The organism is Paenibacillus glycanilyticus, assembly GCF_051200795.1.
Taxonomy (GTDB): Bacteria; Bacillota; Bacilli; order Paenibacillales; family Paenibacillaceae; genus Pristimantibacillus; species Pristimantibacillus glycanilyticus.
This window is the reverse complement of record NZ_CP195155.1, coordinates 4,871,079-4,896,012: the sequence shown is the minus strand read 5'-3', so window position 1 is coordinate 4,896,012 and position 24,934 is coordinate 4,871,079. Positions and strand designations below refer to the sequence as shown.

Sequence of the window (24,934 nt, the reverse complement as noted above, 5' to 3'; positions counted from 1 at the left end):
TTTAATTGTTGGAGAAGCAACTCATGCTTCAACGGGAATCGCAGAGCGAAATGGAAAGTTATAATTTAGCGTGTTTAGGGGATTATATCCATGTCGTTCCCAATTCACGGTATGACCGGATGCTAGCAAGGAGGATTGACCAATACAGTTATGAAGATAAACACTTTAAACCGTGTGTTGTCTGTTATATGTTTGGCAGTACTACTTTTGCTGACCGGCTGCTGGGATCGCCGCGAGATAAACGACGTTGCGTTTGTCTTAGCAGGTGGAGCTGATAAAGAAGGAGATCTTATTCGAATCAGCGTCCTTATTCCGCTTACGGGGAATATGGGTAACACGGGCGGCGGGGGGGGATCAGGTGGACAGAAATCGTTCACCATTAAGACAGAGACAGGCAAGACCGTTAGCGAGGCCGTTTCGAAGCTTCAATATCGTCTCCCGCGGCATCTGTTCTTCGGTCATCGACGTGTAATCATTATTGGAGAAGAACTGGCAAGAACGGAAGGAATCGAAACCGTTATCGATGCTATAACTCGTACCCCAGAAAAGAGATTGTCCACTTTTATAGCCGTTTCTGAAGGGAAAGCGATTGATTTGCTTAACGCGAATACCCGTATTGAGCGTTTCTCTGCAGAATCGATCAGAGAGCAATTACAATCAGAAACGACTGCTCGCATCAATTTAAAGGAAGCGGTCTGTAAATTAATTACCGTAGGCGAAGATGTCTTTCTCCCGTATGTACAGAAGGTAAAAACAAACATAAAGGGCCAGGGATCTGAAGATATTCGAAGCGAAGGTTTTGTCCTTTTCCATGATGGGAAAATGACTGGGAAATTAGAAGGGGCATCGGCTATAGGTTTCCGGCTTCTAAATCAGTCGGTTCGTGATTATGATGAGACCCTTCATTTAGACGGGAATTATTTAACAGTAACGATTAATCATGCGATTATAAGCATTAAGCCCATTGTGAAGAATGGCGAATTGTCCTATCGCATTCACTCCAAGGTGAAGGCGAGTATTAGCGAAGATAAAAATCAGGAAAGAAATTATGATTATTCGGAGCAACGAAAACGAATAGAGCAAAGCATCGCACAAAATATTGTCCATAATATTAATCTTGCTCTAAAAGAGATGCAGCAAAATAATAGTGATGCCATCGGCTTTGGATTAAAAGCGTATCTTGCTTACCCGCAAATATGGACCAAAACATATCGAAAAGATTGGGACGAAATATTTCCAAAAATAAAATTTGAAGTAGCGGCGGAAGCGAACTTATTCCGACTAGGCATGAGCAGCGAGAACCTAGGGAGAAAAGATCATTAGAATACGTATGGCATTAGAGGTATCACTGCGAGCAGCAGCCACAAATGTGGCTGCTTTTTTTTGTGGACCAAAAAATCTTCAGGATTTCTTCAGAAAGAACCTACGCAGGAACTAAGTTTTTTTCTCTAGACTGATTTTGGCATCTAAATATTCCAATGAGGTGATTGCATGTTAAGGAATAATTCACTACTTTTTTTCAAAAAATTCATTCATAATCCTAAATATGTGGGGAGTATTACTCCAAGCTCGCGTTATTTGGCGAATCGTATGGTTGCAGCAGCCAAATGGGAGGAAGCAGAGAATATTGTGGAAGTTGGGTCTGGCACTGGCGCAATTACGCGAGCGATTGCAAAACGCGTCATGCCTAAAAGCAAGGTGATTTTATTTGAAAAAGATGAAGAAATGGCCCAAAGGCTTCAACAGGATTTTCCGCAGTTTACGAGGGAAGGTAACGCTTTAAGATTAGTTGACCAGCTCAAAAAGCATAATATCCATGAAGTGGATTACATTTTTAGCGGATTGCCATTTTATAATTTTTCCCCCGCCATGCGTCTCCAATTGATTTTGCAATGCAAAGAAGCGCTAAAACCGGGTGGTAAACTAATTGCTTTTCAGTATTCCTTGCAAATGAAAAACCTGCTTTCGGAGCATTTTGAGATTGAAACCATTTCTTTGGTTCCTTTTAATATTCCGCCAGCTTTTGTTTATGTTTGTAGGAAACCAGTGAAGTTCGAAGGGGAGAAGTCATATGGGCGTCATATTAGTCGTAGATGATGATACCGAAATCAGAGACGTTATTCACGTTTACTTGCGAAATGAAGGACACTCGGTTCTCGAAGCCGGCGACGGATTAGAAGCAATCGAAAGGCTTTCTCGGCAGAAGGTGGATCTTGTTATTTTGGATGTCATGATGCCAAGAATGGACGGTATAAAAGCATGCATGCATATTCGGGAACAATATTCCGTCCCCATCATCATGCTCTCCGCGAAGGAAGGAGATATGGATAAGATCATGGGACTATCGACAGGCGCCGACGATTACGTAACAAAACCGTTTAATCCGATGGAGCTGATTGCCCGCGTGAAAGCACAGTTAAGGCGACAGAACATGCTTGCATCGAAAGAAGCAACGCAGGACCAGATAACCATTGATGAACTTGTGATCGACATTGCCAAGCACTTTGTATCGATTCGGGGGCAAGTAGTCATGCTGACACCGCTTGAATTCGCGATTGTAAGCCTGCTCGCGTCTAACCCGGGACAAGTCTTTAGTGCGGATACCATCTATGAATCGGTGTGGAAAGAGCGGATCGGATTCTCGGATAATACGGTTATGGTACACATTCGAAATCTGCGGGAGAAGCTCGAAATTAATCCAAGAAAGCCAGAGTATATCAAAACGGTATGGGGTGTTGGCTATAAAATGGATAAATAAGCGATTCAAAATAAAACGCAGCGTAAGATATTCTTTTCTGGGGGCCACGGTTTTTACCCTTCTATTGTCCTACCTTCTTAGTCTGTATATTATTGGCCTTATCGGACAACTGCTCGATTCGATTACGTCCAAAGGAAAGCTTGAGTATATTCCGATATTAATCTTCGCATCGCTGGCTGTTTTCATCGTCATTTTTCTTTTAACTTTTTATCTGTTAACGAAGCGTATGATTAATTATTTTTCCGTGCTTTCGGAGGGACTCGGATTTATTTCTCGAGGTAATTTTGAATATAGGGTTCCTGTTCGACGGGAAGACGAGTTAGGCATGCTGGCCAGAAATATGAACAAGATGGCGGAACAACTTTCCTCGCAAAAAAGGAAGGAAAAAGAGGCCGAGGAATCTAAAATGAATCTTATCACGGGTGTGTCTCATGATCTTCGCACTCCGCTTACGAGTATGATTGGCTATTTAGATCTGCTTCGCAAAAGATCCTATATAGACGAGAATGAATACAACCGTTTTATAAACAATGCTTTTAGCAAAGCCCAACAACTAAAAAAGCTGATTGACGATTTATTTATCTATACCCGTCTAACTTCTGGAGACATGATTTTGACCAAGCAACAAGCAGATATGCGGGAGCTGGTGGAGCAGGTGTTGTTTGAGTTTATCCCCATTGCCGAAGAAAATTATGTGGTCGTAAGGCAACATATAAGCATACAGGAGGCAGCCGTCCATATTGACCCTGAACAGGTCGCAAGAATCTTGGATAATTTGCTGATGAATGCTCAGAAATATTCAAAGCCACCAAAAGTTATTGATGTACGGCTAACGTCTAACGAAGCATCCGTATATTTAACCGTAGCGAACGAGGGAGAACCAATCACGAAAGAGCAAGAAATTAAACTCTTTGATCGTTTTTATAAGCCGGAGAATATGGATCCCAATACTCATATCCAAGTAGGTGCTGGTCTAGGTCTTGCCATTGCGAGGCAACTAGCAGAGCATCAGGGTGGTTGCCTTACACTCGAGTATGAGAATGGTCAATATGCGTTCACATTGGAACTCCCCCTTGCCTAGGGATGACAAATAGAACAGCCGATTATATGAAATCGGCTGTTGTTCATTTGCGAGTTATAATCAGCGCCAAAAAGTAATTTGCTCGCTGCCCAAACGTACAGATTCATGTCCCTCTTGCGAGGCTTTGCCGATTGAGAGGATCATAACCGGTACATAACGTTCATCGTCCAGATCGAATGCGCGGACAATCGTATCGCGTTCAAAGCCCGCCATAGGATTAGTATCATAACCATGCGCGCGGGCAACCAGCATCAGTTGCATGGCAAATAGACTTGCATCGATTTTGGCGACCTCGATTTTAATTTCTCTAGGGAGCAGGGGGAACATGTCCATAATTTGCGTGACTTGCTTATCGCGCAAATCCTTCGGCATTTTCCCTTGTTCTACAGCTGAATCATAAATTTCCTCTACGTAAAGTTCGCTTTGAGTGTCGCCCAAAATAATAAGCATAGCGGCTGATGTATCATTTTGCCCCGTATTGAATTGCACGAGTGGCCGAAGCTTGTTTTTACCTTCAGGGGTATGAACGATGATAACGCGCCATGGCTGCATATTCGCGGAAGAAGGCGCCAGGCTCGCTTCCTTGATGATATCCAACATTTCTTCCTTTGAAATCTTAATGTTCTCATCATAATGGCGTACTGACCGCCGGCCAGTGATGATGTTGTTAAAATCGTTGTTCGGTATTGGTTTCGGCATGAGATCTCTCCTTTTGATAGACTAGTAAAATTGACTTTCGTTATGTCACTGGTTAACATGTGCTTATTGTGAACTATGAACCTTGGTTCATAGCAAGTATGAATTTATTTTAGGGTTCAGAGGGGAATAGGTAATGAAAGCGAATGAAGTATCCAAGCTGACGGGGCTGCCGATATCCACCTTGCGCTTCTATGAACGCAAGCAGGTGATTCCGGTGCAATTTGTATCGAGGGATGAAAATAATTATCGCGTCTACGCTAAAGAAGTGGTGGGCTTTCTCGAAGATGTAAGAACGCTGCTCTCCGTAGGTTTTACGATTCAGGAATTAATCCTGCTCATCAATGAAAGCGATAATTCGTATACGGAGAAGAAAGCGTTAGTACAGGAGAAAATTCAACATATTCAGGAGCAAAAAGCAAAGTTGGAATCATCAAAAATATTTTTAATGGACGTGTTGGAGGGTAAAGCGAGTTTTCAGACCCATTGCCAATCTTAAACCAGCGTGCTCGCCGCATCCTTGAAGCCATTAAAGGCAAGCGATCGTGAGGATCGCTTGCCTGTTCGGGTCATCCTATTTTAATTGATAACTAGATTTGCTATGCACTTACCCCTTGACTCCATTTGAAGAAGCCATATCCCAGCCCCTCATAGAACTCTAAAAAACCATTTCCCGCTTGTATAGGTTCAAGTATTACCTTAATCGTTTTAGTGGTGTCACGCAAATGAATGAGCTTACCCACCCATTCTCCATTTAACATTTCTTCTTTCACCTGTTGCATCGTTTGACTTACGTACATGCAGTTCCACCTTCCCTGTGTCTCTTATTAGTGGCGGCAACTTTCAAATACACGCTACCTTGACTATCATTTCGGTATTCATAGTTTTTGCCGCTACTCGATTATATAGAAGGTGGCGGATAAATAATGTCACTTCCCGTTGTCGCATATTAGGTAGTTTTATCGACGTTTTTTGAAGAAGTTGGCGATATTGACATCTTCACTACTGCGTGTTACTTTATAGTGGTAGTGAGTATTGCTGAATACTGGCGGTGCAGAATAGCAAGGAGTGATTGTGCTGGAAAATCTAACGGAAATGCTTAAAGGCGTGCTTGAGGGGTCAGTCCTTGAAATTATAAGCCGCAAAGAAACTTACGGCTATGAAATCACGCGGCGGCTGAACGCACTTGGCTTTACGGATGTTGTGGAGGGGACGGTGTACACCATCCTGATTCGGCTTGAAAAAAACAAGCTGGTGGAGATTACGAAGAAACCCTCCGACATGGGACCGCCTCGGAAATTTTTCGCGATCAATGACGCGGGGCGCCAGGAATTGCGGAAGTTCTGGGATAAGTGGGAGTTCATATCATTAAAAATGAACGAGTTAAAGGAGGAGAAACGATGAATTTCTGGGAAAAAATCACGGGCAGCGACATGACTAAAGAATTCAAAGCTTTTGAATCGCGCGCCAAAAAGCTGCCGGCTGATTATCAAGCGGCATGGAAAGAAATTTTATCCAATCTATTTCAGTATTCCGATTTTACCGGTCGTAACCTCATGCCGATTCTTGATGGCGTTCTGGGGCTGCTTGAAGAAACGGCTGCGGACGGTCAGAGTGTTCGGGAGGTTTTGGGTGACGATATCAAAGGCTTCTGTGCGGCGCTGGCCGGCGAAGAAGGGGCAAAGTCTTTCCGCGACAAATGGCGTGAGCAGCTGAACAATAGCATCGCCAAAAAACTAGGCAAATAGGAGGGTAAAATGAGCATACGGGATATTATCGAAGGCAAAAAAGAGTGGCGTGCGCACGTGGCGCGCATCAAAGCCCTCCCGCGTGATTATCAGATCGTTTATAAAGAGATCCAAAAGTATCTCTTTAAGGTCGGCCCTGTCGAGCTCACCGACTGGATGGGGGGGCTGTCGGGGATTATCGATCTTTTCGAAGAGGGGGCAGCCTTGGGGAAAGGCGTGCTGGAAGTGACGGGTAGCGACGTTGCCGCTTTCTGCGACGATCTGATCAAAAATTTAAAAACCTAAGCGGATAGCATTCAGTAGATGAAAAGAAGCCGATCAGCATGCGCTGTACCGGCTTTTTTCTTGATGATCGCTGCAATATGATAAGATTAGGCATGATTATGCTATGAGAACTGCACTAAACGGTCCGCTGTTACCGGCGTATGCGCTCATGTTAAGATAGAAGTAAAACCTTTTTCGGAACGGAAGCAAATGGAGGAACTTATGGCAAATACGCATGTCTATTCGAAAAAAGAAGAAGCAGCTAACGCAATCACCCATGGCATTGGGGCCGGATTGAGTATTGCCGCATTGGTGCTGCTCATTGTCAGGGCGAGTTACATTGGTGAAGCATGGCATATCGTATCGTTTGTCCTGTTTGGATTTTTTATGTTTATTTTATATATGTCATCAACCCTTTTGCATAGCTTTCCGGAAGGAAAAGTAAAGGATTTGTTTGAAATTTTCGATCATGGATCGATTTATTTGTTTATTGCCGGCACATACACACCGTACTTGCTCGTTACGATACGAAGTCCGCTGGGTTGGAGCTTATTTGGCGTTGTTTGGGGGCTTGCGATCGGCGGCGTGGTGTTTAAATGCTTCTTTGTAAAGCGATTTCTATTCCTATCTACGCTTGGTTACGTCATTATGGGATGGATGATCGTCTTTGCATGGGGAGCTTTAGTTGATCATTTAGCCTATGGCGGTCTTGTATTTCTGGTCATCGGCGGCGTGTGTTATACGGTAGGCAGCGTCTTTTACGTATGGAGAGGATTCCTTTACCATCATGCTGTATGGCATCTCTTTGTTATCGCCGGATCGATTTGCCATTTCTTTTCGATTTTCTTATATGTCTGAGAAACATATGAATTCATGAAAGCCGCGAAAATCGCGGCTTTTTTGTGTTGCTGATATTCGGTTTATTGGACTTTTCCAAAATACGGACTTAAAAAGATCCCTACGCAACGAAACCCTATATTGGCTGCCAAGAACCAAAACATGCATGTTTGCAACCTGAGGAGGTATATTTTGAAGAAGAAAATTTCCTATATATTAATCGGTGCTTTAAGCACAATTATGCTTTCTTACGGCGTTGTTGCTTACGCAGACTACGATTCTTCCGCAATAAAAGAGGACAATCGGGCAGCAAGCGATTCATACGTTGTGCCGTCAAAGACGGCTGCGGCTGAAGTTAAGCTTGCATCAGCTCAACCAACCGCCAGCGAAGCTCCAATTCAGCTTGATCAGCTGAAAGCATTGGAGTTAAAAATCGAAGGCAATAACGTGAAAGTTAAGATCAAGCTTGAAAAGGAAGAAGCGAAGACCGAGTCCAAGGTAGAAATTAAAATCGGCGAGGATCAGAAAAAATATTTGACGGGAAATGAAGCGACTCAATTCATCGAGCAGCTGCTTGCGGCACTCAAGCTGCAAGCAAACATGGACAAGCAGCAAGTAATGGATGCGTTGTTCACTCATTTTGCCGTCGAGCCTGCTAAAGTCGACATGAACATCGATATGAAATGGAAGGATCGTTCGGAAGAACTTAAATTCAAGGACGAGAAAGACGACGCTGACGTTGACGCTGACGATGAAGCTGACAAGGACGAGACTGAAGCTCAAACGGTAAAATCAACGGTGCAACATAATCAGAAGGCACAGCTTGCAGCTAAGGAGCAATCCGCGAAGCAAGAGCAGAAAAAGGCTTTGATTGCACAGAAAAAAGCGCTGCAGCAAGCTTGGCAGAAGGCTCATAAAGAGCAGCAAGAAAAGAAGAAACAGCAAAAGCAATTGAATCGCAGCGACCGGGACCACGACCAGAATAAAGGTCAAAAAGATGACGAAGACGATAATGATCAAGGCGAGGACCACGGCCATGACGGCAATCATGGTAAACACCAAGAACATGAAGAGCATGACCACGAGGATTAATACGAAACTCAAAAAAGAGCCGGAATAACGATGTCCGGCTCTTTTTTGAAGCAAAAATGATCAATTTTCCGAGCGATTAGCATCCGCCGCAAATTCCTTTTGGCACCTCCGCATACTTATTCGTATAAAATTCCTTGTTAGAAGTGATTTGTTGCAACGCCATTATTAGTCGATCGACTTCATCAGATGTATTGTAAAAGCTTAAACTAATTCGGACTAAGCCTGGAGAGGGAATGCCGGGATCTTTCCGTATTTCATCCAGCCTCTCATCGCTTAGCCGAAGGAGCTTCTGCACATAGGGATACGTACAGAAAAAGCCGCTCCGGACGGAAATGCCCGCTTCTTTCGCTAAGAATTGCGCAATGTCCTGATGATGCAGCCCCTCAATGGTAAACGAAAGAACGCTCACTTGCGGCAGATTGTGGTTCGAAGCACGGGCTTCATTCCACTGAACAAAAGATTTCAAAGCGATTTGAGCGGTTCCTCCTCCTTTAAGCAACGGCTCCGCATCTTGAAATTCATCTTTTCCTCCAATCAGCACAGCCGTTCCGACGCATCATTTCGAAGGATTCATGGGGAATGAGCTGGGCAGCATCGACGTGTAGTTTTACTCCGTATCGGTGTGTCAGTTCGGCTGCCTCGTAAATCGGGTTTACGCAGCCTGTCACGTTCGATGTCCCCGTTATGGAGACAAGCCCGATTTGTCCCCGCAATAGCTGAACTGCTCAGGATAACGGGTTCGGTCAAATTCCTGTACGATACTTGCGTTCGCTGGAGGAATCCCGTTTCGTGCGGTCTTTCTCCTTCTCGTCCTGCTGCTAATCGTCTGGTCCTCGACCGGAATGGGATCAACGGTGCGTTCGCTGGCAAACTTGTCGAACAGACTCTCTTTCTCCGTTGGAACGCCCTCCGGATTGTCACGCTTGCCCTGCTGTTTGCGCCGGCGGTCGGCGCTGCGCTCGAATGGATTCATCGCAATCACCTCACATCGTTTATGATTATACTTACCCGCTTTTTCACTATACTCAAACGATTTGCAGGAAAGGCTTCCCTGGACTTCGCCCCGCATTCCCGGTTTATCGATCGCATCACTGCCTGGCGAATTCCTGTCGAAGGCGCATTTTTTGTAGTGCTCTTAATTACTAAATGTGTTACTTTTATAAGTAATTTCCATTAATGAATTGGAGGCAGAACGATGAATTTTGAATGGATGAATGAGAGCGAAATCATTGAAACGGATGGAAGAATTGAGATACTGGCGACAGAGAAGAGCGACTTTTTCATTAACCACGGGGCAGTAGCCGATGAAGGGATCACGCCGGAATCACTATGCAATGCACCGTTTTACTATACGCATATATCCGGGGATTTTGTTATGCGGGTGAAGGTATCGCATGATTTCAAAGATACATACGATTCTTCTTCCATTATGGTCATGAAGGATCTCACGCATTGGGCAAAGGCTTGCTTTGAATTAACGGATTTTGATACTCACGCGGTTGTTAGCGTTGTTACGAAGGAAGAATCCGATGATGCGAACGGCTGCAATATCGAGGATAACACGGTATGGCTCCAAGCGTGCAGAAGCGGGAATTCCTTTGCCTTCCATTATTCCACGGATGGCGAGAATTTTTATATGATGAGGTTTTTCGCCTTGCCTGCGGATGAGACCGTCAAAGTCGGTTTATTGGCACAAGCACCGTTAGGAAACGGCGGCAAAAGAATTTACGAGAATCTGACCATTGAAAGAAAAACGGTCAAAAATATTCGCATGGGTAAATAAGGTTTGGACACGACAGCAGCCGGGAATTTCCGGCTGCTGTCTTTGTATTCCTCGCTGCAGCATGGCAGGTTGATTAAGCCCAGTCGCGGACCCACTTTTTCATCTCGAGCAAAATGCCGCTGAATGCTTCTCCTTTGGCTGTCAGCCGGTATTCAACGGTTGGCGGGACGGTGGCATGGATCGAGCGAATGACGACCTGATTTTCCTCCAGGTGGCGAAGCGTCTCCGTAAGGGATTTGGAGCTGATCCCATGAATAGCGCTCTTAAGCTCGGTGAATCTTTTTGTTCCATGAAAGAATAGCTCGCGAATGACAAGAAACGACCATTTGCCGCCAATGATACGCAATGACTTCTCAATCTCGCATTCATAGATTTCAGGGTTTCCCATTGCTGATTGCCTCCTACGTTTAGGTGAACATTTCCTTGATAGTATTCGAAGATGCGGGCCGGATTTCCTTCCAATAGTCACCGCAAGGTAACAAACTATGGTTAAAGTGCGTACTTACGGAAACGTTGAAGTTCGATTAAGATAGGGCAGAACGCTATCTTAAGGAGGTTTGTCATGTATACGAGAAAGCTGGGCAAAACGGGAATTGAAGTATCCGAGATCGGTTTTGGAGCATATGTATCCGCCTCTGTTCGTCCGCTATTATCCGGGGATGATTTGAAGATCATCGAACAAATAAATTTAGCTACTTCATAGGGAGGAGCGTCACACGATGAAAGTACTGGTAACTGGCGCATCCGGCAATGCGGGACAAGCGGTATGCCGGGAACTGCTGCAAGCGGGCCATCAAGTGAGAATGGCGGATGTTATGCCTTCCGGGGTAATAAATGAGGGAGCTGCCGAATTTGTCCGCTGCGATACGCGGACGGTCTCGGATGTTCAGCAGGCCGTGCGGGGGATGGACGGAGTTATTCATCTAGCGGCTTGGCATTGCGCCCATCAACCGCCTGTCAGCGACGATACGATTTTTGCGGTTAACGTGGACGGTACCTACAATGTATTGGAGGCATGCAGAAAAGAAGGCATTCGTTCCATTGTTTACGCGTCGTCGATGGCTTTTGGCTGGGGGTCTGTCTATGGCGTCAGCAAAGTAATAGGCGAAGATCTGTGCCGCGCTTATCATGAAATGACGGGTGCTTCCATCGCGATGCTCAGATACCATGAATTTATTCCTCGGCCGTATCTGGAATTCGGAGCGAGACTGCTCCGCAACGGCGTGGACCGCAGGGATATTGCTTCGGCGACGGTTAAAGCGCTGGAAGCCGCGGCTGCGGAGAAATTCGGGCTGTTCCAGACGATTATCCATACGAGCCATGGCATGCCCGAGCCTATCCGGGCTGATTTTGCGCGATTAGGGGCGGAATGGTGCGAACAGCAGGTTCCGGGCAGCGCCATATTGCTGGACAGCTATGGCATCGAATTGCCGCAGGAAGTTGAGCAGCATGATCTATCCGAAGCCAAAAGAGTTATGGGGTGGCAGCCCCGGGTTGGATTTATCGATTTCCTGCGGGATCTAAAGCTGCGGTATGAACAGGGGCTTCGAATACGAGGACTTGTCGTGCCTTCCGAGCTTCCGAATTGATGGTTGAAATACGAGAATGGCAGCGGGACTCCTATCCGTTGCCTTTTTTATTTTATATGCAAGTTGCCTTACCGCAATAAAAATTGCTTCAGTAAACATAGTTTGTCCGGGTTTACAATGTTCGCTTATTGAAAAAACGTTTCTCTAGACCCACTTGAACTTTGGCTGGTACGATTGAAAAGTCATGGATGAGCCGAAGGGAGTTTTTGGAGAAGCATGGAGCAGCAGCAACGATATGAAAATCTTAAACTAGGCGAACGCGGAGCTGTTGTCAGTATTATTGCCTACATCTGTTTATCCGCACTCAAGCTGATTATAGGGAATATATCGGGATCGGAAGCCTTAAAAGCGGACGGATTAAACAATGCGACGGATATCGCGGCATCTATAGCAGTGCTTATCGGTTTAAAGCTGGCTCAAAAGCCGGCCGATAAGGATCATCCGTACGGCCACTGGAAATCGGAGACGATCGCCTCCTTAATCGCTTCTTTTATTATGATGGCGGTTGGTATAGAGGTGTTAATAAATGCTGTTTCATCCGTATTTAGAGGCAGCGGGCAATCCCCGGACTTCATTGCGGTATGGACAGGATTATTTTGCTCAGCGGTTATGTACGTTGTTTATCGTTACAATATCAATCTGGCTAGAAAAATTAAAAGCCAAGCCGTTATGGCTGCCGCCAAGGACAATATCTCGGATGCTTTGGTGAGTATAGGCGCAGTAATTGGCATCGTGGGTTCTCAATTCAAACTGCCTTGGCTTGATCCCGTTACAGCCGTCGCGGTTGGTCTCCTCATTTGCAAAACGGCATGGGATATTTTCCGTGAAGCCTCCCACCACTTATCGGACGGTTTTGATGAGGCGGCTCTACGGGACTTTAGAGAAAAGGCAAAGCAAGTTGAGGGCGTTGAGGATGTTAAGGATCTGAAGGCGAGGAACTATGGCAGCAATGCAGTAATTGACGTGGTTCTGTCGATTGATAAGAACCTCGATTTCCATAAAGCGCATGATGTAGCGACAGAAGTAGAGAATGAATTGAAAAAAACGTCGGAAGTACTTGAAGTGCACGTGCATTACGAGCCGGCGAAATAAGGGATGAATCCACGGCTGAAAGAGATGAACTGCACTCTAACTAATATACCGTATAGTCATTAGAGAGCAGTTCATGAATAAGCTGTACTCACCTGATTGTGCCCATCGAAATGATCTTAACGTGAACGTCGAATTCAACCTCCGCATGCGAGAAGGCCTCGCCCCATTCATCCTCAAGCGGTTTGAAATGCTGGTATTGGTATGCGCGCGCATAAATACCGAACCCCACCGGATCGATTCGATTACGCTGAAATTTGCGAATTAATTTCTCCAATTGATCCTGCATTTGCTGCGTGAGCTGCGCCTCAAGCATATCTGCGTGTTTTTGGATATCGTACTTGAACAGCTGTTCCGTCAAAGCCGCTGACACCTTCATTTGAACCCGGAAGCGAAACCGATTATCCGAATAGGAAGATTCGATCTTTGTCTTAATCTTTCGAATTCCAAAGCTGGCCCTGTCCAATTCAAAGACGTCTGCATCAGGCTCCCCGGGAATGGCGAAGGAGAGAGTAACCCCTTTGGTTGCCTTTTTCTTCAATAGGTTCAGCAGCACGCTCTCTTGATAGCCGAGCGAGGCCGCATATTTCCCCTTATGGGTTAATAAGGCGGTTCCTAATAAACGAAAGCTTTTCTGCTTGGAGTCATAATCGACCTCGCTCAAAACGGGCGTAAGTCCTTCTTCGTAAATTTGCCGGTGCATGTCCTGAACGGTGGTAAGGAACGTTGTTCCCCGTTTGCTTTTGGAATCAACCATTCCCCGCAATAGAACGGGCAAAGGAGGCTGCTCTTTCGGTTTTACGGCAAACATTTCTTCCACGGGGCCGTCGAACGCGACCATCCGGTCGAGAACGGTATTCCGAGCATCCCGGAAAATAACATCCAAAATTTTAAACCAGTCCTCGTGCTGCAGCAGCTTTCGCCCTACGACATAAACCTGATAATTCCTCCCCTCCAGGGCACCCGAGGTGTATGCATCCTGCAAGCTTCTTGATTCGCGGAGGCTGGTTACCGGAATGTTATATTGCTGAACGTCATTGCTCTTTTCCCCGAATACCGGGTTGGAGACGTAAAACCGCAGCTTATTGTTCTCATCGAGATCAATGCCCGCTGCTAGCGGTACAGCCGCTTCTTCGAGATCAATCTTATCCCCGCACCCGGAAAGAAACAAAAGAAACATAAGAAGAATCATCGTTATCCTCATTGTTTTTCTCATCCTGGCTGCCCCTCTTGTCGCAGACGTTCCTGGATTACGAGGTAAATCCAAATCGTTATCGGAAGTATATATTCGATAACGATTCCGAATTTGGTCAATTGATGCTCCAGCCAATCGCTTTGGTTAAATGTCGGTATGAAGAAGTAGGTTCCGATCCCGATAAGGAACAGCAGACCAATCAGGTAGCTTCTCTCTCCAGCTCCGTTTCTCGCCCATTTCAGGCAATAGGCCGTAAAGTAAAGGCAGGGTATCCAAATCAGGGAGTAGATCCCGATGTAGAGGGAAATAAAAATGACCTCGATCCTTTCCACAAACTTGAATTGAATCGTTTTTAGCACGGTAATGACGGGTTGATTAATTTCCACCATCTCGTTCGGGCTGAAGTAGATGAAGCAGACGAGCGTAATAAGCAAATTGGTAGCCATCGTAATCGTATTGGCAAGAAGGATCCCAGCCCCGGCATACTTCTTGTTCGTCAAGTGGGGATACAGGAAGTAAGCGACGATAAAGCCCAAATAGGCAAAAAGAACGCCCGGAACAGCTGACAGGATCGGCCCCCATCCTTCCTTTACTATAGGAATAAGATTTAACCATCGCCCTTGCTTCATTGGCAGTAAATAAATCAAAGGAAGCCAGAATAAAAAATAAAAAATCACCTCGGCAAATCGTCCGAGCAGCTTAGGTCCTTCTCTCGCGACGATGTAAGTCGGAATAAACAGCAGCAGCAGAACGACGAAGGGAGACGTATTCTGCAATAACCATACGCGGATGATCAGCAGAGTTCGGAGTAGTCCGATATAAGCCAACGACCCGAGATATACCGCCATAATTAGCGCAAAGAGAACGGCTATCCACCGGCCGAGCCTCCGCCGAAGCAAATCCAGAATGGTGCCCTCGGAACTGCGCTGCATAGTCTTAAAGACGAGCAGGCTTGGAATGATTGTAATCAGCCAACCGATTATTATCGTGATCCAGCCGTCCGTTCCCGCGGAACGGGATACTTCCCTCGGCGTCGATAGTACGGCGATGCTGATTTGAATACCCGCGATGATGAATACGAATTGCAGGAACGACAAAGAGTGTTTTTCTAATTGGTTCATTTGCTCTTGTCTCCCTCCTGATGGCCGGTGTCGCCTTGCCTTTTGTCCTGCTGCGCGTTAGAACTGGTTGGACGATTCTTCATTAGCCACAGAGGCAGTCTCACCATCGTATCCTTCCAATCGCTGAATCGTACGGGACCAAACGGCGTGCTGTAAGGAACGCCTAGCGATTGAAGGGAAAGAAGATGGGCAATCAAGGTCAATAGTCCGATAACGATCCCAACGAAGCCGAACAGGGAAGCAAACAGCATCATCGCGAATCGGACAAGCCGAACCGCAGCACCCATATCATAATTGGGCAGGATAAAGGAAGAAATGGCGGTAAAAGCGACAACAACGACCATAATATTACTGATTAAGCCAGCCTGTACGATAGCCTGGCCGATGACGATACCGCCCACGATTCCGACCGTTTGACCAACGGGCGCGGGCAGACGGACCCCAGCTTCTCGCAGCATTTCCAGAGTCAGTTCCATGAAGACGGCTTCCATGTAAGGAGGGAAGGGAACCTTCGCTCTTGACTGGCCAATCGTCGACAACAGCTTCATTGGAATAACCTCGAAGTGAAACGATACGACCGCGATGTAGATTGCGGGCAGCAGAATGGCTGCAAAGAAGGCGAGAAGCCGCAAAAATCGAATAAACGTAGCGATCGTCCAGCGCGTACTGTAGTCGTCCACACTCTGAAAGAAGGAAATAAAATTCGCCGGCCCAACCAGCACGCTTGGCGAACGATCCACGACAATGACGAATTTGCCTTGGAGAATCTGAGACGATGCGGCATCGGGGCGCTCCGTCAGGATGAGTTGGGGAAAAGGCGAGAAGGGAGAATCCTCGATGAGCTCCGCTAATTCCCCCGTATTAATAACGGCATCTACGTCCAGCTTGCGAATTCGGTCTTCCAACACGCCAAGCGTGTGGGCATTAGCAACATCGGACAGGTACAGGATAGACAGCCGGGTCTGGCTTCTGGCCCCAACGGTGAATTCTTTAATCTTAAGCTCTCTATTCTGGATATACCGTCGGATTAAAGCGATATTGGCGCTTCCAGTCTCTACGAAGCCTTGATGGGCGCCCTTCAGCGACGTTTCCAGCTGCGGATCCTCAATCGCTCGCTGCGGCCAGCCCTGCGTCCCGCAGCCGTATGCAAGGCTTTGCCCATCGACAAACAGAATGCTGTATCCGGCGAATAACAGGCGTTCGATCTGCTGCCAGCCGCTTACCCGATGGATCTCTCCAATGGTTGCGGGGAAATCATTCTCTTCATTTATTTCCGCAGCGCTTTGCTTAAGCGGATGAAGGATATCGCGATTTATGGCGTTTTTATCCGACAATCCTTCAAGGTAAACGAGAAGTGCCTGACGTTGGTTAGCCTTTAGAATAAAATGCCTGTGGATCAGATCCGGGGTATTCGAGAATATTTGCTTAAGCCTTTCCTGATTAAGTCTTAGATTGGCCTCCAGCGAATCGGAATCCGCAGGTTGGATGCGAGCTTTCGGTCCGCGATACTTCCGAAATCCTCTCGTTAGAGATTTCCCGTACATAATGCCACCATCTCTTCCGTAATTTTCCTTATTGTTTCCGTCACGTGAGGGCATATGCATCCGGAATCGCAATGGCAGCAAAAAGTTAAATAGTCGGCCGGTTCATTTTCACGGGTATAAGTTTACTATTGGTTAAATAATAAATATAATCTATATTTATAATTATTTTCATTACTAGAATAAATGAGTTTAGACCATAGGAGCGTAGACAAATGGAACTGACCCAATTGGAATATTTCTTGAAAGTGGCAAGAATGGAGCATTTAACAAGGGCCGCTGAATCCTTATCCATAACTCAGCCTGCTCTCAGCCATTCGATCTTGAAGCTGGAAGCGGAGCTTGGAGTTCCTTTATTCGAGAGAAAAGGTAGAAATCTAAAGATCAACCGGTACGGCATGATGTTCTCGAAGCATGTGGAGATGATTCTGCAGGAAGTAGAGCGCGGGAAAAAAGAGATCGAGGAGCATTCCAATCCGGAATCCGGCGTGATTCATCTCGCTTATTTGAATATACTCGGGGTTGATCTGATTCCTAAGCTCATCCGGGAGTATCAGCTTATAAACCCGGCAATCACCTTTGAATTATCGCAAGGCGATAAAGGCGCTATTCTGAACCAGGTGGAGGAAGGCTATTCGGATCTTATGATTACTTCCGAACAACCGGTAAACGAAACCTATGAGTGGGTACCAATGTTATCCCTTCCGCTATACCTTGTCGTCTCGAACGAGCATCGGTTAGCGGATCAGGCATCCGTTCATTTAGGAGAGATTACAGGGGAGCCGTTTGTCGGCCTGAAGCATAACTGCAGCTTGAAAAACTCGCTGCTGGCTCGGGTTCATCATCAGAATTTTACTCTTGCCGCCACCTATGACGCGGAGGATCTTCAGACGGTGGCTGGTTTTGTGGCGGCTGGACTTGGTGTATCCGTGCTGCCGAGAACGGCCGGTTTAAATCTCGAAGGGATAAAGTGGATTCCGATTGCTGAAGAGGGATGGCGCTGGGAGGTTGGATTGCACCTCAAAAAGGAACGATTCTTGTCTCCCGCGACTGCGCGGTTTGTCGCTTTTATTAAGGAAAAAGCCGGATTATAACGTTATAGCTAAGAGAGCAGAGAAGGATTCCATTACATGAAGGAGTATAATACAAGGATATCTATTCCAATTGTTCATAAGTAAGGCCGTATTCGAGAAGGGAGAGGGAGGATTTGACTTCGTTTTTTGCCCGGTACGTGGAAGAAGAATTTATTCCCTACTCCACTTCACATACCGTTGTGCTTGCCTCATTGGTTGTGCTGGGGCTTCTTCTATATGGCTTTCGGGCGGGAATCCGGAGTAATACTCTAGTTAAAACCATGATCCGGTACGGCATCCTTGCGGGTCTCCTCGTACCTCAAATCATTCTTTATTATTGGTACGCCAGCGTGGGCCTCTGGAGCGTTAAATATACGCTTCCGCTCGAGCTTTGCAGCATATCGCAAATGCTTGCGATTATCATGTTGTTTACGCGAAGCAAACTGTTGTATCAGATTGTATTTTTCGCCGGTATCGGCGGTGCGATGCAAGCAATGCTGACGCCGGATTTGGATTATCCGTATCCGCATTTCCGGTTTTTCCACTTCTTCATTGTTCATATTGCCATTATCCTTGCTCCTCTTTATATGACTTGGATCGAGAGCTTCCGGCCGACTTGGAAATCCGTTTGGATTACGATGATTTTTCTGAACATTCTTCTCGTTGCGGTGGGAGGAACGGATTATTGGCTGGATGCCAACTACATGTTCCTGAGGGAAAAGCCGGAAGGCGCGTCCCTATTGGATGTATTGGGGCCCTATCCGTATTATATAGTAGCGGAAGAGGGGATTGCTCTTGTTCTATTCTCCTTGATGTACCTGCCCTTTATTCCATGGAGAAGAAAGCAGATGTAAGGTTTATCGAAAATGAAAGAACCCTTTAGCCCATCGCTAAAGGGTTCTGCTATTTAGTCTTCCTTAGGTATAAAATCGAATATTTCACCGGATTCGAAAGAATTGATTAAACGGTGCAGCCAGCGGTAGTATTTGAGAGCCTCGTTAATTTTCTGCTCGTCCACTGAAGTGATTTCCTGCAAGGTGTTGTTATCGGGATCTGATGCTTGAAGCGCGTGAATCTCTTTTAATGACTTTTGCAGAGAGGCCATGTTGCTTTCCACGGCTTTCCGCCACTTAATCGAGAAGAAGTCCGTAAAGTTCTGGTACCAGTCGGGAACCACCTCGTAAAAGTCTTTCCTCGAGCCTTTGCCCCATACCTTATCGATCATCTTTAAATCCATTAACGTGCGCATGCCGGTGCTCATGGATGTTTTGCTCATTCCCATCTGCTGGCTCATTTGATCCAGGGTAATGGGATCGTTCTGAAAATACATATAACCATAAAGATGACCGATTGATAATGTTATGCCGTAAAGATCCATATTTTTACCGATTGAGTCAATCACACGCTGGCGGGATACGTGCAGCGACCGTGATTGCTCAGGCGTTAGACCGCCTATATTTTCGTCCATAATTGCCTCCTGGGTCACCTTGTCACACTTCATTTGTTATTGTAAGCCGATCTGAAATTAAAAGTAAAGCATTCATTTCCATAAGCATTATGGAGGAAATGGAAGGGATCAGGAGTATTCGCATCGTACAGTTTAAACTGTACGTAAATTACGTACGGATATTAACGTTGACTAATCGAGGTCACAAGGCCTAAACTGGCGTCAGACCAAAAAAAGTGAGCGCATGCTTACGAAGCAATAGGGAGGGAAAGTATGTCCATCATCGAAGCCAAACAACTGACTAAAATATTCGGGAGTCATCCGGAGCAAGCGATGCAGTTCCTCAAGCAGGGATGGACGAAAGAACGAATTCTAAAAGAAACAAGAATGACAGTAGGGGTAAACCAGGCTAGCTTCTCGATTGAAGCAGGCCAAATCTTTGTCATCATGGGTTTATCCGGAAGCGGCAAGTCCACCTTAATCCGCTTGTTGAATCGATTGATTGAGCCTACATCCGGTCAACTCTTGTTTGAAGGGCGGGATATCGTTCAGATGAGCGCCAAAGAGCTCAGGCAATTCCGCCGCAAAAAAATGGGAATGGTCTTTCAGAAGTTTGCTCTGTTTCCTCACCGGACTGTTCTGCAAAACGTAGAATACGGCCTTGAGATTCAAGGAATCGAGAAGCAGGCGCGCAAGGAAATGGCTGAGCAAGCTTTGCAGCTTGTAGGCCTGGGCGGATGGGAGAACAGCTATCCGGATCAATTAAGCGGAGGCATGCAGCAGCGTGTCGGCTTGGCCAGAGGGCTGGCTAACGATCCGGACATTCTGCTAATGGATGAAGCGTTTAGCGCGCTTGATCCGCTAATCCGCAAAGACATGCAGGATGAATTATTGCAGCTGCAATCCACCATGAAAAAGACGATTATTTTCATTACCCACGATCTTGACGAAGCGCTGCGCATCGGGGACAAGATTGCGTTAATGAAGGACGGCGTTATCGTTCAGATTGGTACGCCTGACGAGATTTTGATCAAGCCGGCTACCCCGTACGTTGAAAAATTTATAGAGGATGTAGATCTCTCCAAAGTGTTGACCGCTGCTCATGTCATGAGGAAGCCTGCAACGATTACTTTAGAACGCGGTCCGCGTGTTGCGCTTCAGCTTATGAAGGAGCAAGGGGTATCGAGCTTGTATGTGACCGATAAAGGAAAGAAGCTGCTTGGCGTCATTACGGCAGAGCTTGCTTCCGCGGCACTGAAAGAGAATTTGTCGATAGGAGATATTCTGATTAAGGAAGTACCGACTATAGACTCGGCAACACCGATTAATGAATTATTTGAACCTATGGCGGCCTCGAGCATTCCGCTCGCGGTAACGGATGACACGAACCGGCTGCTTGGCATCGTCATTCGCGGAGCCGTGTTTGCCGCACTTGCCGGAAACGCTATACCAGAGGCAGGTGGTGCAAGATGAATAACATTCCTAAGCTTCCGTTAGGCAATTGGATTGAATCGTTGGAAAGCTGGTTAGAAAATCATTTTACCCCTTTGTTTGACTTCATCCGCCTGATCATAGGCTCCATCGTTGATTTTCTGCATCATGTTCTTCTCTTCAGTCCTTCAATCCTTATGATTCTGATTATTACGGCATTAGCCTGGTTCCTCGGAAAATGGAAGGTTGCCGCATTTGCGCTTATCGGACTGCTGCTGATTGATAATCTAGGCTATTGGGAGCATGCCATGGAGACGTTAGCCATCGTGCTTACGGCATCTTTGCTCTCCATTATCATTGGCGTGCCAACCGGTATTTTGTGCGCGAGAAGTTCATTCTTGCAAGGTATTATAACTCCTTTGCTTGATTTAATGCAGACGATGCCCGCATTCGTGTATTTGCTGCCGGCCGTATCGTTCTTTTCGCTTGGAGTTGTGCCCGGCGTCATCGCATCGATTATTTTTGCGGTACCGCCAACGATTCGCTTGACGAATCTCGGTATCCGCCAGGTACCCTCGGAGCTGGTGGAAGCAGCCGACGCGTTCGGCTCCACGCCTAACCAGAAGCTGTTCAAGCTGCAGCTGCCTATGGCGCTTCCTACCATGATGGCGGGAATCAATCAGACGATTATGCTGTCGCTGTCCATGGTCGTTATTTCTTCCATGATCGGGGCGCAGGGACTAGGGGCCGACGTATACCGCGCGGTTACCCAGACCAAAACCGGTATCGGCTTTGAAGCGGGCATTTCCATAGTCGTATTGGCCATTTTACTTGACCGGATGTCTAACCATATCGTGAAAAAAAATAAACGCTAGAGGTGAAGCACGTTGAAGAAAAAATGGGGATTGGCATTAACTGCTGTAATCGTGTTGGCGGCTGCGCTGGCAGGCTGCTCACAGAAAACGGACTCGAAAAAGATTAAACTGGCTTACGTGGCTTGGGATTCGGAGATTGCAAGCACGAATGTCGTCAAATACGTTCTGGAATCGAAATTGGATTATTCCGTTGAGCTCCTTCAGGTAGATGCAGGCCCCATGTGGGCGGGCGTTTCGGATGGCAGCGCCGATGCGATGGTAGCGGCATGGCTTCCGACAACGCATGCGTCTTATTTGGAGAAGTACGGCAGCAGCGTAGAGGATCTTGGTCCTAACCTGGAAGGAACAAAAACAGGGCTTGTTATTCCTTCTTATATGAAGGAAAACTCGATAGAAGATCTGAACAACGACGCCACCGGCAAATCGGTTGATTATCAGATCATCGGAATCGAGCCTGGGGCCGGCATTATGCAATCAACCGATCAAGCGCTGAAGGACTATGGCCTGGATGGCAAATGGAAGCTGATCGAAAGCTCCTCGGCCGCAATGGCAACGGAGCTGCAGAAGGCCTATGAAGCGAAGAAGCCGATTATCGTTACCGGTTGGACGCCGCATTGGATGTTCGCCAATATGGATCTGAAATATTTGGAGGATCCAAAAGGCGTGTACGGCGGTGAAGAAAGCATTCATACCGTTGCCCGTAAAGACCTGAAATCGGATAAGTCCGATGCTTATACGCTGCTGGACCAGTTCACATGGACGGCGGACGATATGGCGGAGGTTATGGTTGCCATTCAGGAAGGGCAGTCGCCGGAAGAAGCGGCGAAAGCCTGGGCCGACAGCCATACGGAACAGGTCGACAAGTGGCTGGAAGGCATTAAGTAATCTTGGCGGCAAGGTTGCGGCATGCCCCCCTATCCATTATGATAATGGCAGACTTCAAAGGGGGAAAATGTCATGGCGATTCAATTTGACCGGCCGGAAGCGGTAATCTTCGATATGGACGGTACCTTGTTTGAAACAGCTACCCTGCTGGAAACGGTGCATGAGCGGTTGTTCCGCACCTTGCGCGAGGAAGGGCTTTACGACCGAACGCCTCCGCTCGATGATTTGCTTGGCTGTCTCGGCATGCTGCTCGACGATATTTGGCGGAAGCTGATGCCGGGCAGCTCGGAAGCCGCGCGTCTTCGCGCCGATGAGCTGATGGTGCAATATGAGCTGGAGGAGCTGGAAGCGGGAAGAGGCAGATTGTACCCTCAAACCGCCGAAACGCTGAAGAGCCTGAAGGAGCAGGGCATTAAGCTGTTTGTGGCAAGCAACGGGCTGGAGGCTTACGTGAAAGAAGTAGCGCGTTTCCAAGGCATTGCGGAGCTGTTCGACGGCTTGTACAGCGCAGGCGAATTCCAGACGGCGAGCAAGGTTGACCTTGTTGCCAAGCTTCTAAGCGACCATCAGGTCAAGACGGCGTGGATGGTCGGCGACCGTTCCTCGGACGTGGAAGCGGCCAAAGGCAACGGACTTGTCGCAATCGGCTGCGCGTATGCAGGCTACGGACGAGACTCCGAGCTGGCAGACGCGGACGCGTGCATTCAGGCTATGCCGGAACTTTTAGCCTTATTTAAATAACGAATAAGATGGCGTCACAGGGAATACATACTGTGACGCCATTTTTCTGATTATATCCGTTTATAAATTGTTTATATGTTGTTTGCGGTCTTGTTACACCTTTCTGTTATGCTTTAATGGGCACCATTCCTAAAATCGCGTTTAGGTTATGCCGAAATAGCTTACACTTAGCAAAAATAATACAGAGTGCGGTGATGTGCATTGTCCTTGCGATTCAGACTGCTGCTATCGTTTACCTCGGTCGTCATTGTATCGGTTATTCTGTTTGTCTTGTCTTCCTATTTGCTGTCCGTTGCCGTAACGGGAGATGTGCGCAGCTTCAATAACTTCTACAAAATTCATTATTCGCTCCATCCGCTATCCGAAGAAGAGGAGAGCCTCTTCCTTGATCTGAAGTATTTGGCGAAAAACGATCCGGAGCAGCTAAAAAACATGCAGCTGCTGGAGAAGTACAATACCGATCTGAAGATGGAAAAGGCGGCGCTTGTTGTCCGCGTAAACGATTCGATTCTGTATGCGGCGCCTTCGCTTAGCAGCGTTGATTTTCCGTCTATCCTGCCGGAATACGATATGGGAAACAACGTGATCCGCAATACGCTTAACGCCGGAAGCCGGTTTTTCTCTTATTCCAAGTTTGATTTTTATTTTTCGTCCGAAACGAAGGAGAAAGGCAGTATCTTTGTCATCCACGAGAGAAGCCCGTTCGCCCAGGTTATCCGCAGAATGCTTCCGATTCTGATCGGTTTGTTTGCGGTCATCTTATTGCTGACCGGCTTTCTCCTGTACCGTTACGTTACCCGGAAAATCATTAAGCCGTTGGACCAGCTTAGACGTTCCGCCGAGCATATCAAGGACGGGGATTTGACGTTTGAGCTTAAAGCGGCATCGAAGGATGAAGTGGGCCAATTGGTTCAAACCTTTGACCAGATGCGCCAAAGGCTGTACGAATCGATTCAGCTGCAGCTTCATTACGAGGAGAACCGCAAGCAGCTGATCTCGAACATCTCTCATGATTTGAGAACGCCGATTACAACTATTAAAGGTTATGCCGAAGGGATCCGGGACGGCGTCACCAACACGGAAGAGAAGCTGAACAAATACGTGTCGGCGATTCATACCCGCGCTTCGGATATGGAGCGGCTTGTAAACGAGCTTCTGTACTTCTCCAAGCTGGATTTGAAGAAGGAGCCTTTTTCGTTCCAGAAGCTGGAACTAAGCGCCTTCCTCTATAATACGGCGGATGACATGTCGATTGAATTCCATAATCAGCATGTGGATGTAACCTGGGAGAACATGCCGGAGCAGCCCCTGTTCGTGCTTGCGGACCGCGAGAAGCTGAAGCGGGTTCTGATCAATCTGTTTGATAATTGCCTCAAGTATATGAATCAGCCGCCGAAGCGCATAACGATTGCAGTTAATTACGATGAGGACGATGTGGTTATTGCGATAACCGATAACGGACCCGGCATTCCCGAGGAAGCCATTCCTCATATTTTCGAACGCTTCTACAGAGTGGAGCCTTCGCGGAATCAGGCGGTCGCCGGAGGGAGCGGGCTTGGCCTTGCCATTGCCCAGCAGATTATAGAAGGACATGGCGGCAAGATCCGGGCGAACAGCGAGCTTGGCGGGGGGACAAGCATTTCCTTTACGCTCAAACGAGTGCGATAACGATAACAGGCGGTGACGGC

Annotated in this window: 31 protein-coding genes; 21 read left to right on the top strand and 10 right to left on the bottom strand. The window is 46.9% G+C overall.

Annotation, left to right across the window (positions count from 1 at the left end; genetic code table 11):
• Nucleotides 1-135: 135 nt before the first annotated feature.
• From ACR9FF_RS22160 to ACR9FF_RS22145, 4 genes are all read left to right on the top strand, one after another.
• Nucleotides 136-1,323, top strand: a complete 1,188-nt coding sequence (locus ACR9FF_RS22160) for a Ger(x)C family spore germination protein (protein ID WP_435164817.1) — start codon at nt 136-138, stop codon at nt 1,321-1,323.
• A gap of 168 nt (nt 1,324-1,491) precedes the next feature.
• The gene (locus ACR9FF_RS22155; RefSeq protein WP_435164814.1) at nt 1,492-2,097 is read left to right on the top strand and encodes a class I SAM-dependent methyltransferase; all 606 of its coding nucleotides are present in this window, start codon (nt 1,492-1,494) and stop codon (nt 2,095-2,097) included.
• Nucleotides 2,072-2,758 (top strand): response regulator transcription factor, encoded by a 687-nt coding sequence (locus ACR9FF_RS22150; protein WP_435164811.1) that lies wholly within the window; start codon nt 2,072-2,074, stop codon nt 2,756-2,758. The genes ACR9FF_RS22155 and ACR9FF_RS22150 overlap by 26 nt, the downstream gene beginning before the upstream one ends.
• Complete coding sequence (locus ACR9FF_RS22145; RefSeq protein WP_435164808.1) at nt 2,736-3,839, top strand: ATP-binding protein; 1,104 nt, start codon at nt 2,736-2,738, stop codon at nt 3,837-3,839. The genes ACR9FF_RS22150 and ACR9FF_RS22145 overlap by 23 nt, the downstream gene beginning before the upstream one ends.
• Nucleotides 3,840-3,899: 60 nt before the next feature.
• Here ACR9FF_RS22145 and ACR9FF_RS22140 read toward each other — a convergent pair whose 3' ends face one another.
• Nucleotides 3,900-4,538 carry a nitroreductase family protein gene (locus ACR9FF_RS22140; protein ID WP_435164805.1) on the bottom strand — a complete coding sequence of 213 codons (639 nt, stop codon included), beginning with the start codon at nt 4,536-4,538 and terminating at the stop codon, nt 3,900-3,902.
• A 133-nt stretch (nt 4,539-4,671) separates the two neighbouring features.
• Between ACR9FF_RS22140 and ACR9FF_RS22135 the strand changes: the two genes are divergently transcribed.
• A complete protein-coding gene (locus tag ACR9FF_RS22135) occupies nt 4,672-5,034 on the top strand; it encodes a MerR family transcriptional regulator (RefSeq protein WP_435164802.1) in 363 nt (120 codons plus the stop codon).
• A gap of 100 nt (nt 5,035-5,134) precedes the next feature.
• Here ACR9FF_RS22135 and ACR9FF_RS22130 read toward each other — a convergent pair whose 3' ends face one another.
• Entirely contained in the window at nt 5,135-5,335 is a 201-nt protein-coding gene (locus ACR9FF_RS22130; RefSeq protein WP_116394384.1) for a hypothetical protein, read from the bottom strand.
• A gap of 295 nt (nt 5,336-5,630) precedes the next feature.
• On the opposite strand from ACR9FF_RS22130, the gene ACR9FF_RS22125 reads away from it, so the two are divergent.
• The 5 genes from ACR9FF_RS22125 (at nt 5,631) to ACR9FF_RS22105 (ending at nt 8,476) form a co-directional block, all read left to right on the top strand.
• Entirely contained in the window at nt 5,631-5,939 is a 309-nt protein-coding gene (locus tag ACR9FF_RS22125) for a PadR family transcriptional regulator (RefSeq protein WP_280525711.1), read from the top strand.
• The gene (locus tag ACR9FF_RS22120; protein ID WP_127495488.1) at nt 5,936-6,283 is read left to right on the top strand and encodes a DUF1048 domain-containing protein; all 348 of its coding nucleotides are present in this window, start codon (nt 5,936-5,938) and stop codon (nt 6,281-6,283) included. Before ACR9FF_RS22125 ends, ACR9FF_RS22120 begins: the two co-directional genes overlap by 4 nt.
• 9 nt (nt 6,284-6,292) lie before the next feature.
• Complete coding sequence (locus tag ACR9FF_RS22115) at nt 6,293-6,568, top strand: DUF1048 domain-containing protein (RefSeq protein WP_127495487.1); 276 nt, start codon at nt 6,293-6,295, stop codon at nt 6,566-6,568.
• A 201-nt stretch (nt 6,569-6,769) separates the two neighbouring features.
• The gene (gene trhA, locus ACR9FF_RS22110) at nt 6,770-7,405 is read left to right on the top strand and encodes a PAQR family membrane homeostasis protein TrhA (RefSeq protein WP_127495486.1); all 636 of its coding nucleotides are present in this window, start codon (nt 6,770-6,772) and stop codon (nt 7,403-7,405) included.
• A 171-nt stretch (nt 7,406-7,576) separates the two neighbouring features.
• Nucleotides 7,577-8,476 (top strand): YusW family protein, encoded by a 900-nt coding sequence (locus tag ACR9FF_RS22105; protein WP_435164797.1) that lies wholly within the window; start codon nt 7,577-7,579, stop codon nt 8,474-8,476.
• 76 nt (nt 8,477-8,552) lie between these two features.
• On the opposite strand, the gene ACR9FF_RS22100 is transcribed toward ACR9FF_RS22105, so the two are convergent.
• The 3 genes from ACR9FF_RS22100 to ACR9FF_RS22090 are packed head-to-tail and all read right to left on the bottom strand — an operon-like array spanning nt 8,553 to nt 9,449.
• The gene (locus ACR9FF_RS22100) at nt 8,553-9,017 is read right to left on the bottom strand and encodes an aminotransferase class V-fold PLP-dependent enzyme (protein WP_435164794.1); all 465 of its coding nucleotides are present in this window, start codon (nt 9,015-9,017) and stop codon (nt 8,553-8,555) included.
• Nucleotides 8,995-9,144: an aminotransferase class V-fold PLP-dependent enzyme gene (locus ACR9FF_RS22095; protein ID WP_435164791.1), complete on the bottom strand. Its 150-nt coding sequence runs from the start codon at nt 9,142-9,144 to the stop codon at nt 8,995-8,997. The genes ACR9FF_RS22100 and ACR9FF_RS22095 overlap by 23 nt, the downstream gene beginning before the upstream one ends.
• Nucleotides 9,145-9,158: 14 nt before the next feature.
• Nucleotides 9,159-9,449, bottom strand: coding sequence for a hypothetical protein (locus ACR9FF_RS22090; protein ID WP_435164789.1), 291 nt, complete (start codon nt 9,447-9,449; stop codon nt 9,159-9,161).
• 222 nt (nt 9,450-9,671) lie between these two features.
• On the opposite strand from ACR9FF_RS22090, the gene ACR9FF_RS22085 reads away from it, so the two are divergent.
• On the top strand, nt 9,672-10,259 hold the full coding sequence (locus ACR9FF_RS22085) for a DUF1349 domain-containing protein (RefSeq protein ID WP_201007564.1): 588 nt from the start codon (nt 9,672-9,674) through the stop codon (nt 10,257-10,259).
• A gap of 73 nt (nt 10,260-10,332) precedes the next feature.
• Here the strand turns inward: ACR9FF_RS22085 and ACR9FF_RS22080 are convergent, their stop codons facing one another.
• Nucleotides 10,333-10,647, bottom strand: coding sequence for a winged helix-turn-helix transcriptional regulator (locus tag ACR9FF_RS22080; protein ID WP_127495480.1), 315 nt, complete (start codon nt 10,645-10,647; stop codon nt 10,333-10,335).
• Nucleotides 10,648-10,821: 174 nt separating this feature from the next.
• Here ACR9FF_RS22080 and ACR9FF_RS22075 point away from each other — a divergent pair, with 174 nt between their 5' ends.
• The 3 genes from ACR9FF_RS22075 (at nt 10,822) to ACR9FF_RS22065 (ending at nt 12,940) form a co-directional block, all read left to right on the top strand.
• Nucleotides 10,822-10,962, top strand: a complete 141-nt coding sequence (locus ACR9FF_RS22075; RefSeq protein ID WP_317981080.1) for a hypothetical protein — start codon at nt 10,822-10,824, stop codon at nt 10,960-10,962.
• A 16-nt stretch (nt 10,963-10,978) separates the two neighbouring features.
• A complete protein-coding gene (locus ACR9FF_RS22070; RefSeq protein WP_435164786.1) occupies nt 10,979-11,848 on the top strand; it encodes an NAD-dependent epimerase/dehydratase family protein in 870 nt (289 codons plus the stop codon).
• A gap of 216 nt (nt 11,849-12,064) precedes the next feature.
• Entirely contained in the window at nt 12,065-12,940 is an 876-nt protein-coding gene (locus ACR9FF_RS22065; protein ID WP_435164784.1) for a cation diffusion facilitator family transporter, read from the top strand.
• Between the two features lie 88 nt (nt 12,941-13,028).
• On the opposite strand, the gene ACR9FF_RS22060 is transcribed toward ACR9FF_RS22065, so the two are convergent.
• Genes ACR9FF_RS22060 through ACR9FF_RS22050 form a run of 3 tightly spaced genes read right to left on the bottom strand, consistent with a single transcriptional unit; the run spans nt 13,029 to nt 16,797 of the window.
• Nucleotides 13,029-14,153, bottom strand: coding sequence for a Ger(x)C family spore germination protein (locus ACR9FF_RS22060; protein ID WP_435164782.1), 1,125 nt, complete (start codon nt 14,151-14,153; stop codon nt 13,029-13,031).
• On the bottom strand, nt 14,150-15,253 hold the full coding sequence (locus tag ACR9FF_RS22055) for a GerAB/ArcD/ProY family transporter (protein WP_435164780.1): 1,104 nt from the start codon (nt 15,251-15,253) through the stop codon (nt 14,150-14,152). Before ACR9FF_RS22055 ends, ACR9FF_RS22060 begins: the two co-directional genes overlap by 4 nt.
• Nucleotides 15,250-16,797 (bottom strand): spore germination protein, encoded by a 1,548-nt coding sequence (locus tag ACR9FF_RS22050; protein ID WP_435164778.1) that lies wholly within the window; start codon nt 16,795-16,797, stop codon nt 15,250-15,252. Before ACR9FF_RS22050 ends, ACR9FF_RS22055 begins: the two co-directional genes overlap by 4 nt.
• Nucleotides 16,798-17,009: 212 nt before the next feature.
• On the opposite strand from ACR9FF_RS22050, the gene ACR9FF_RS22045 reads away from it, so the two are divergent.
• Entirely contained in the window at nt 17,010-17,888 is an 879-nt protein-coding gene (locus ACR9FF_RS22045; RefSeq protein WP_435164775.1) for a LysR family transcriptional regulator, read from the top strand.
• A 113-nt stretch (nt 17,889-18,001) separates the two neighbouring features.
• Nucleotides 18,002-18,721: a YwaF family protein gene (locus ACR9FF_RS22040; protein ID WP_435164772.1), complete on the top strand. Its 720-nt coding sequence runs from the start codon at nt 18,002-18,004 to the stop codon at nt 18,719-18,721.
• Nucleotides 18,722-18,774: 53 nt separating this feature from the next.
• On the opposite strand, the gene ACR9FF_RS22035 is transcribed toward ACR9FF_RS22040, so the two are convergent.
• Entirely contained in the window at nt 18,775-19,335 is a 561-nt protein-coding gene (locus ACR9FF_RS22035) for a GbsR/MarR family transcriptional regulator (protein WP_435164769.1), read from the bottom strand.
• 252 nt (nt 19,336-19,587) lie between these two features.
• On the opposite strand from ACR9FF_RS22035, the gene ACR9FF_RS22030 reads away from it, so the two are divergent.
• The 5 genes from ACR9FF_RS22030 to ACR9FF_RS22010 all read left to right on the top strand — a co-directional run bounded on the left by ACR9FF_RS22030 (nt 19,588) and on the right by ACR9FF_RS22010 (nt 24,914).
• Complete coding sequence (locus tag ACR9FF_RS22030; RefSeq protein ID WP_317981073.1) at nt 19,588-20,787, top strand: quaternary amine ABC transporter ATP-binding protein; 1,200 nt, start codon at nt 19,588-19,590, stop codon at nt 20,785-20,787.
• The gene (locus ACR9FF_RS22025) at nt 20,784-21,620 is read left to right on the top strand and encodes an ABC transporter permease (protein WP_127495469.1); all 837 of its coding nucleotides are present in this window, start codon (nt 20,784-20,786) and stop codon (nt 21,618-21,620) included. The genes ACR9FF_RS22030 and ACR9FF_RS22025 overlap by 4 nt, the downstream gene beginning before the upstream one ends.
• Before the next feature lie 12 nt (nt 21,621-21,632).
• Nucleotides 21,633-22,505 carry a glycine betaine ABC transporter substrate-binding protein gene (locus ACR9FF_RS22020; RefSeq protein ID WP_435164764.1) on the top strand — a complete coding sequence of 291 codons (873 nt, stop codon included), beginning with the start codon at nt 21,633-21,635 and terminating at the stop codon, nt 22,503-22,505.
• Between the two features lie 72 nt (nt 22,506-22,577).
• Complete coding sequence (locus tag ACR9FF_RS22015; protein WP_435164761.1) at nt 22,578-23,246, top strand: HAD family hydrolase; 669 nt, start codon at nt 22,578-22,580, stop codon at nt 23,244-23,246.
• Nucleotides 23,247-23,447: 201 nt separating this feature from the next.
• On the top strand, nt 23,448-24,914 hold the full coding sequence (locus ACR9FF_RS22010) for a sensor histidine kinase (RefSeq protein WP_435164758.1): 1,467 nt from the start codon (nt 23,448-23,450) through the stop codon (nt 24,912-24,914).
• Nucleotides 24,915-24,934: the final 20 nt, after the last annotated feature.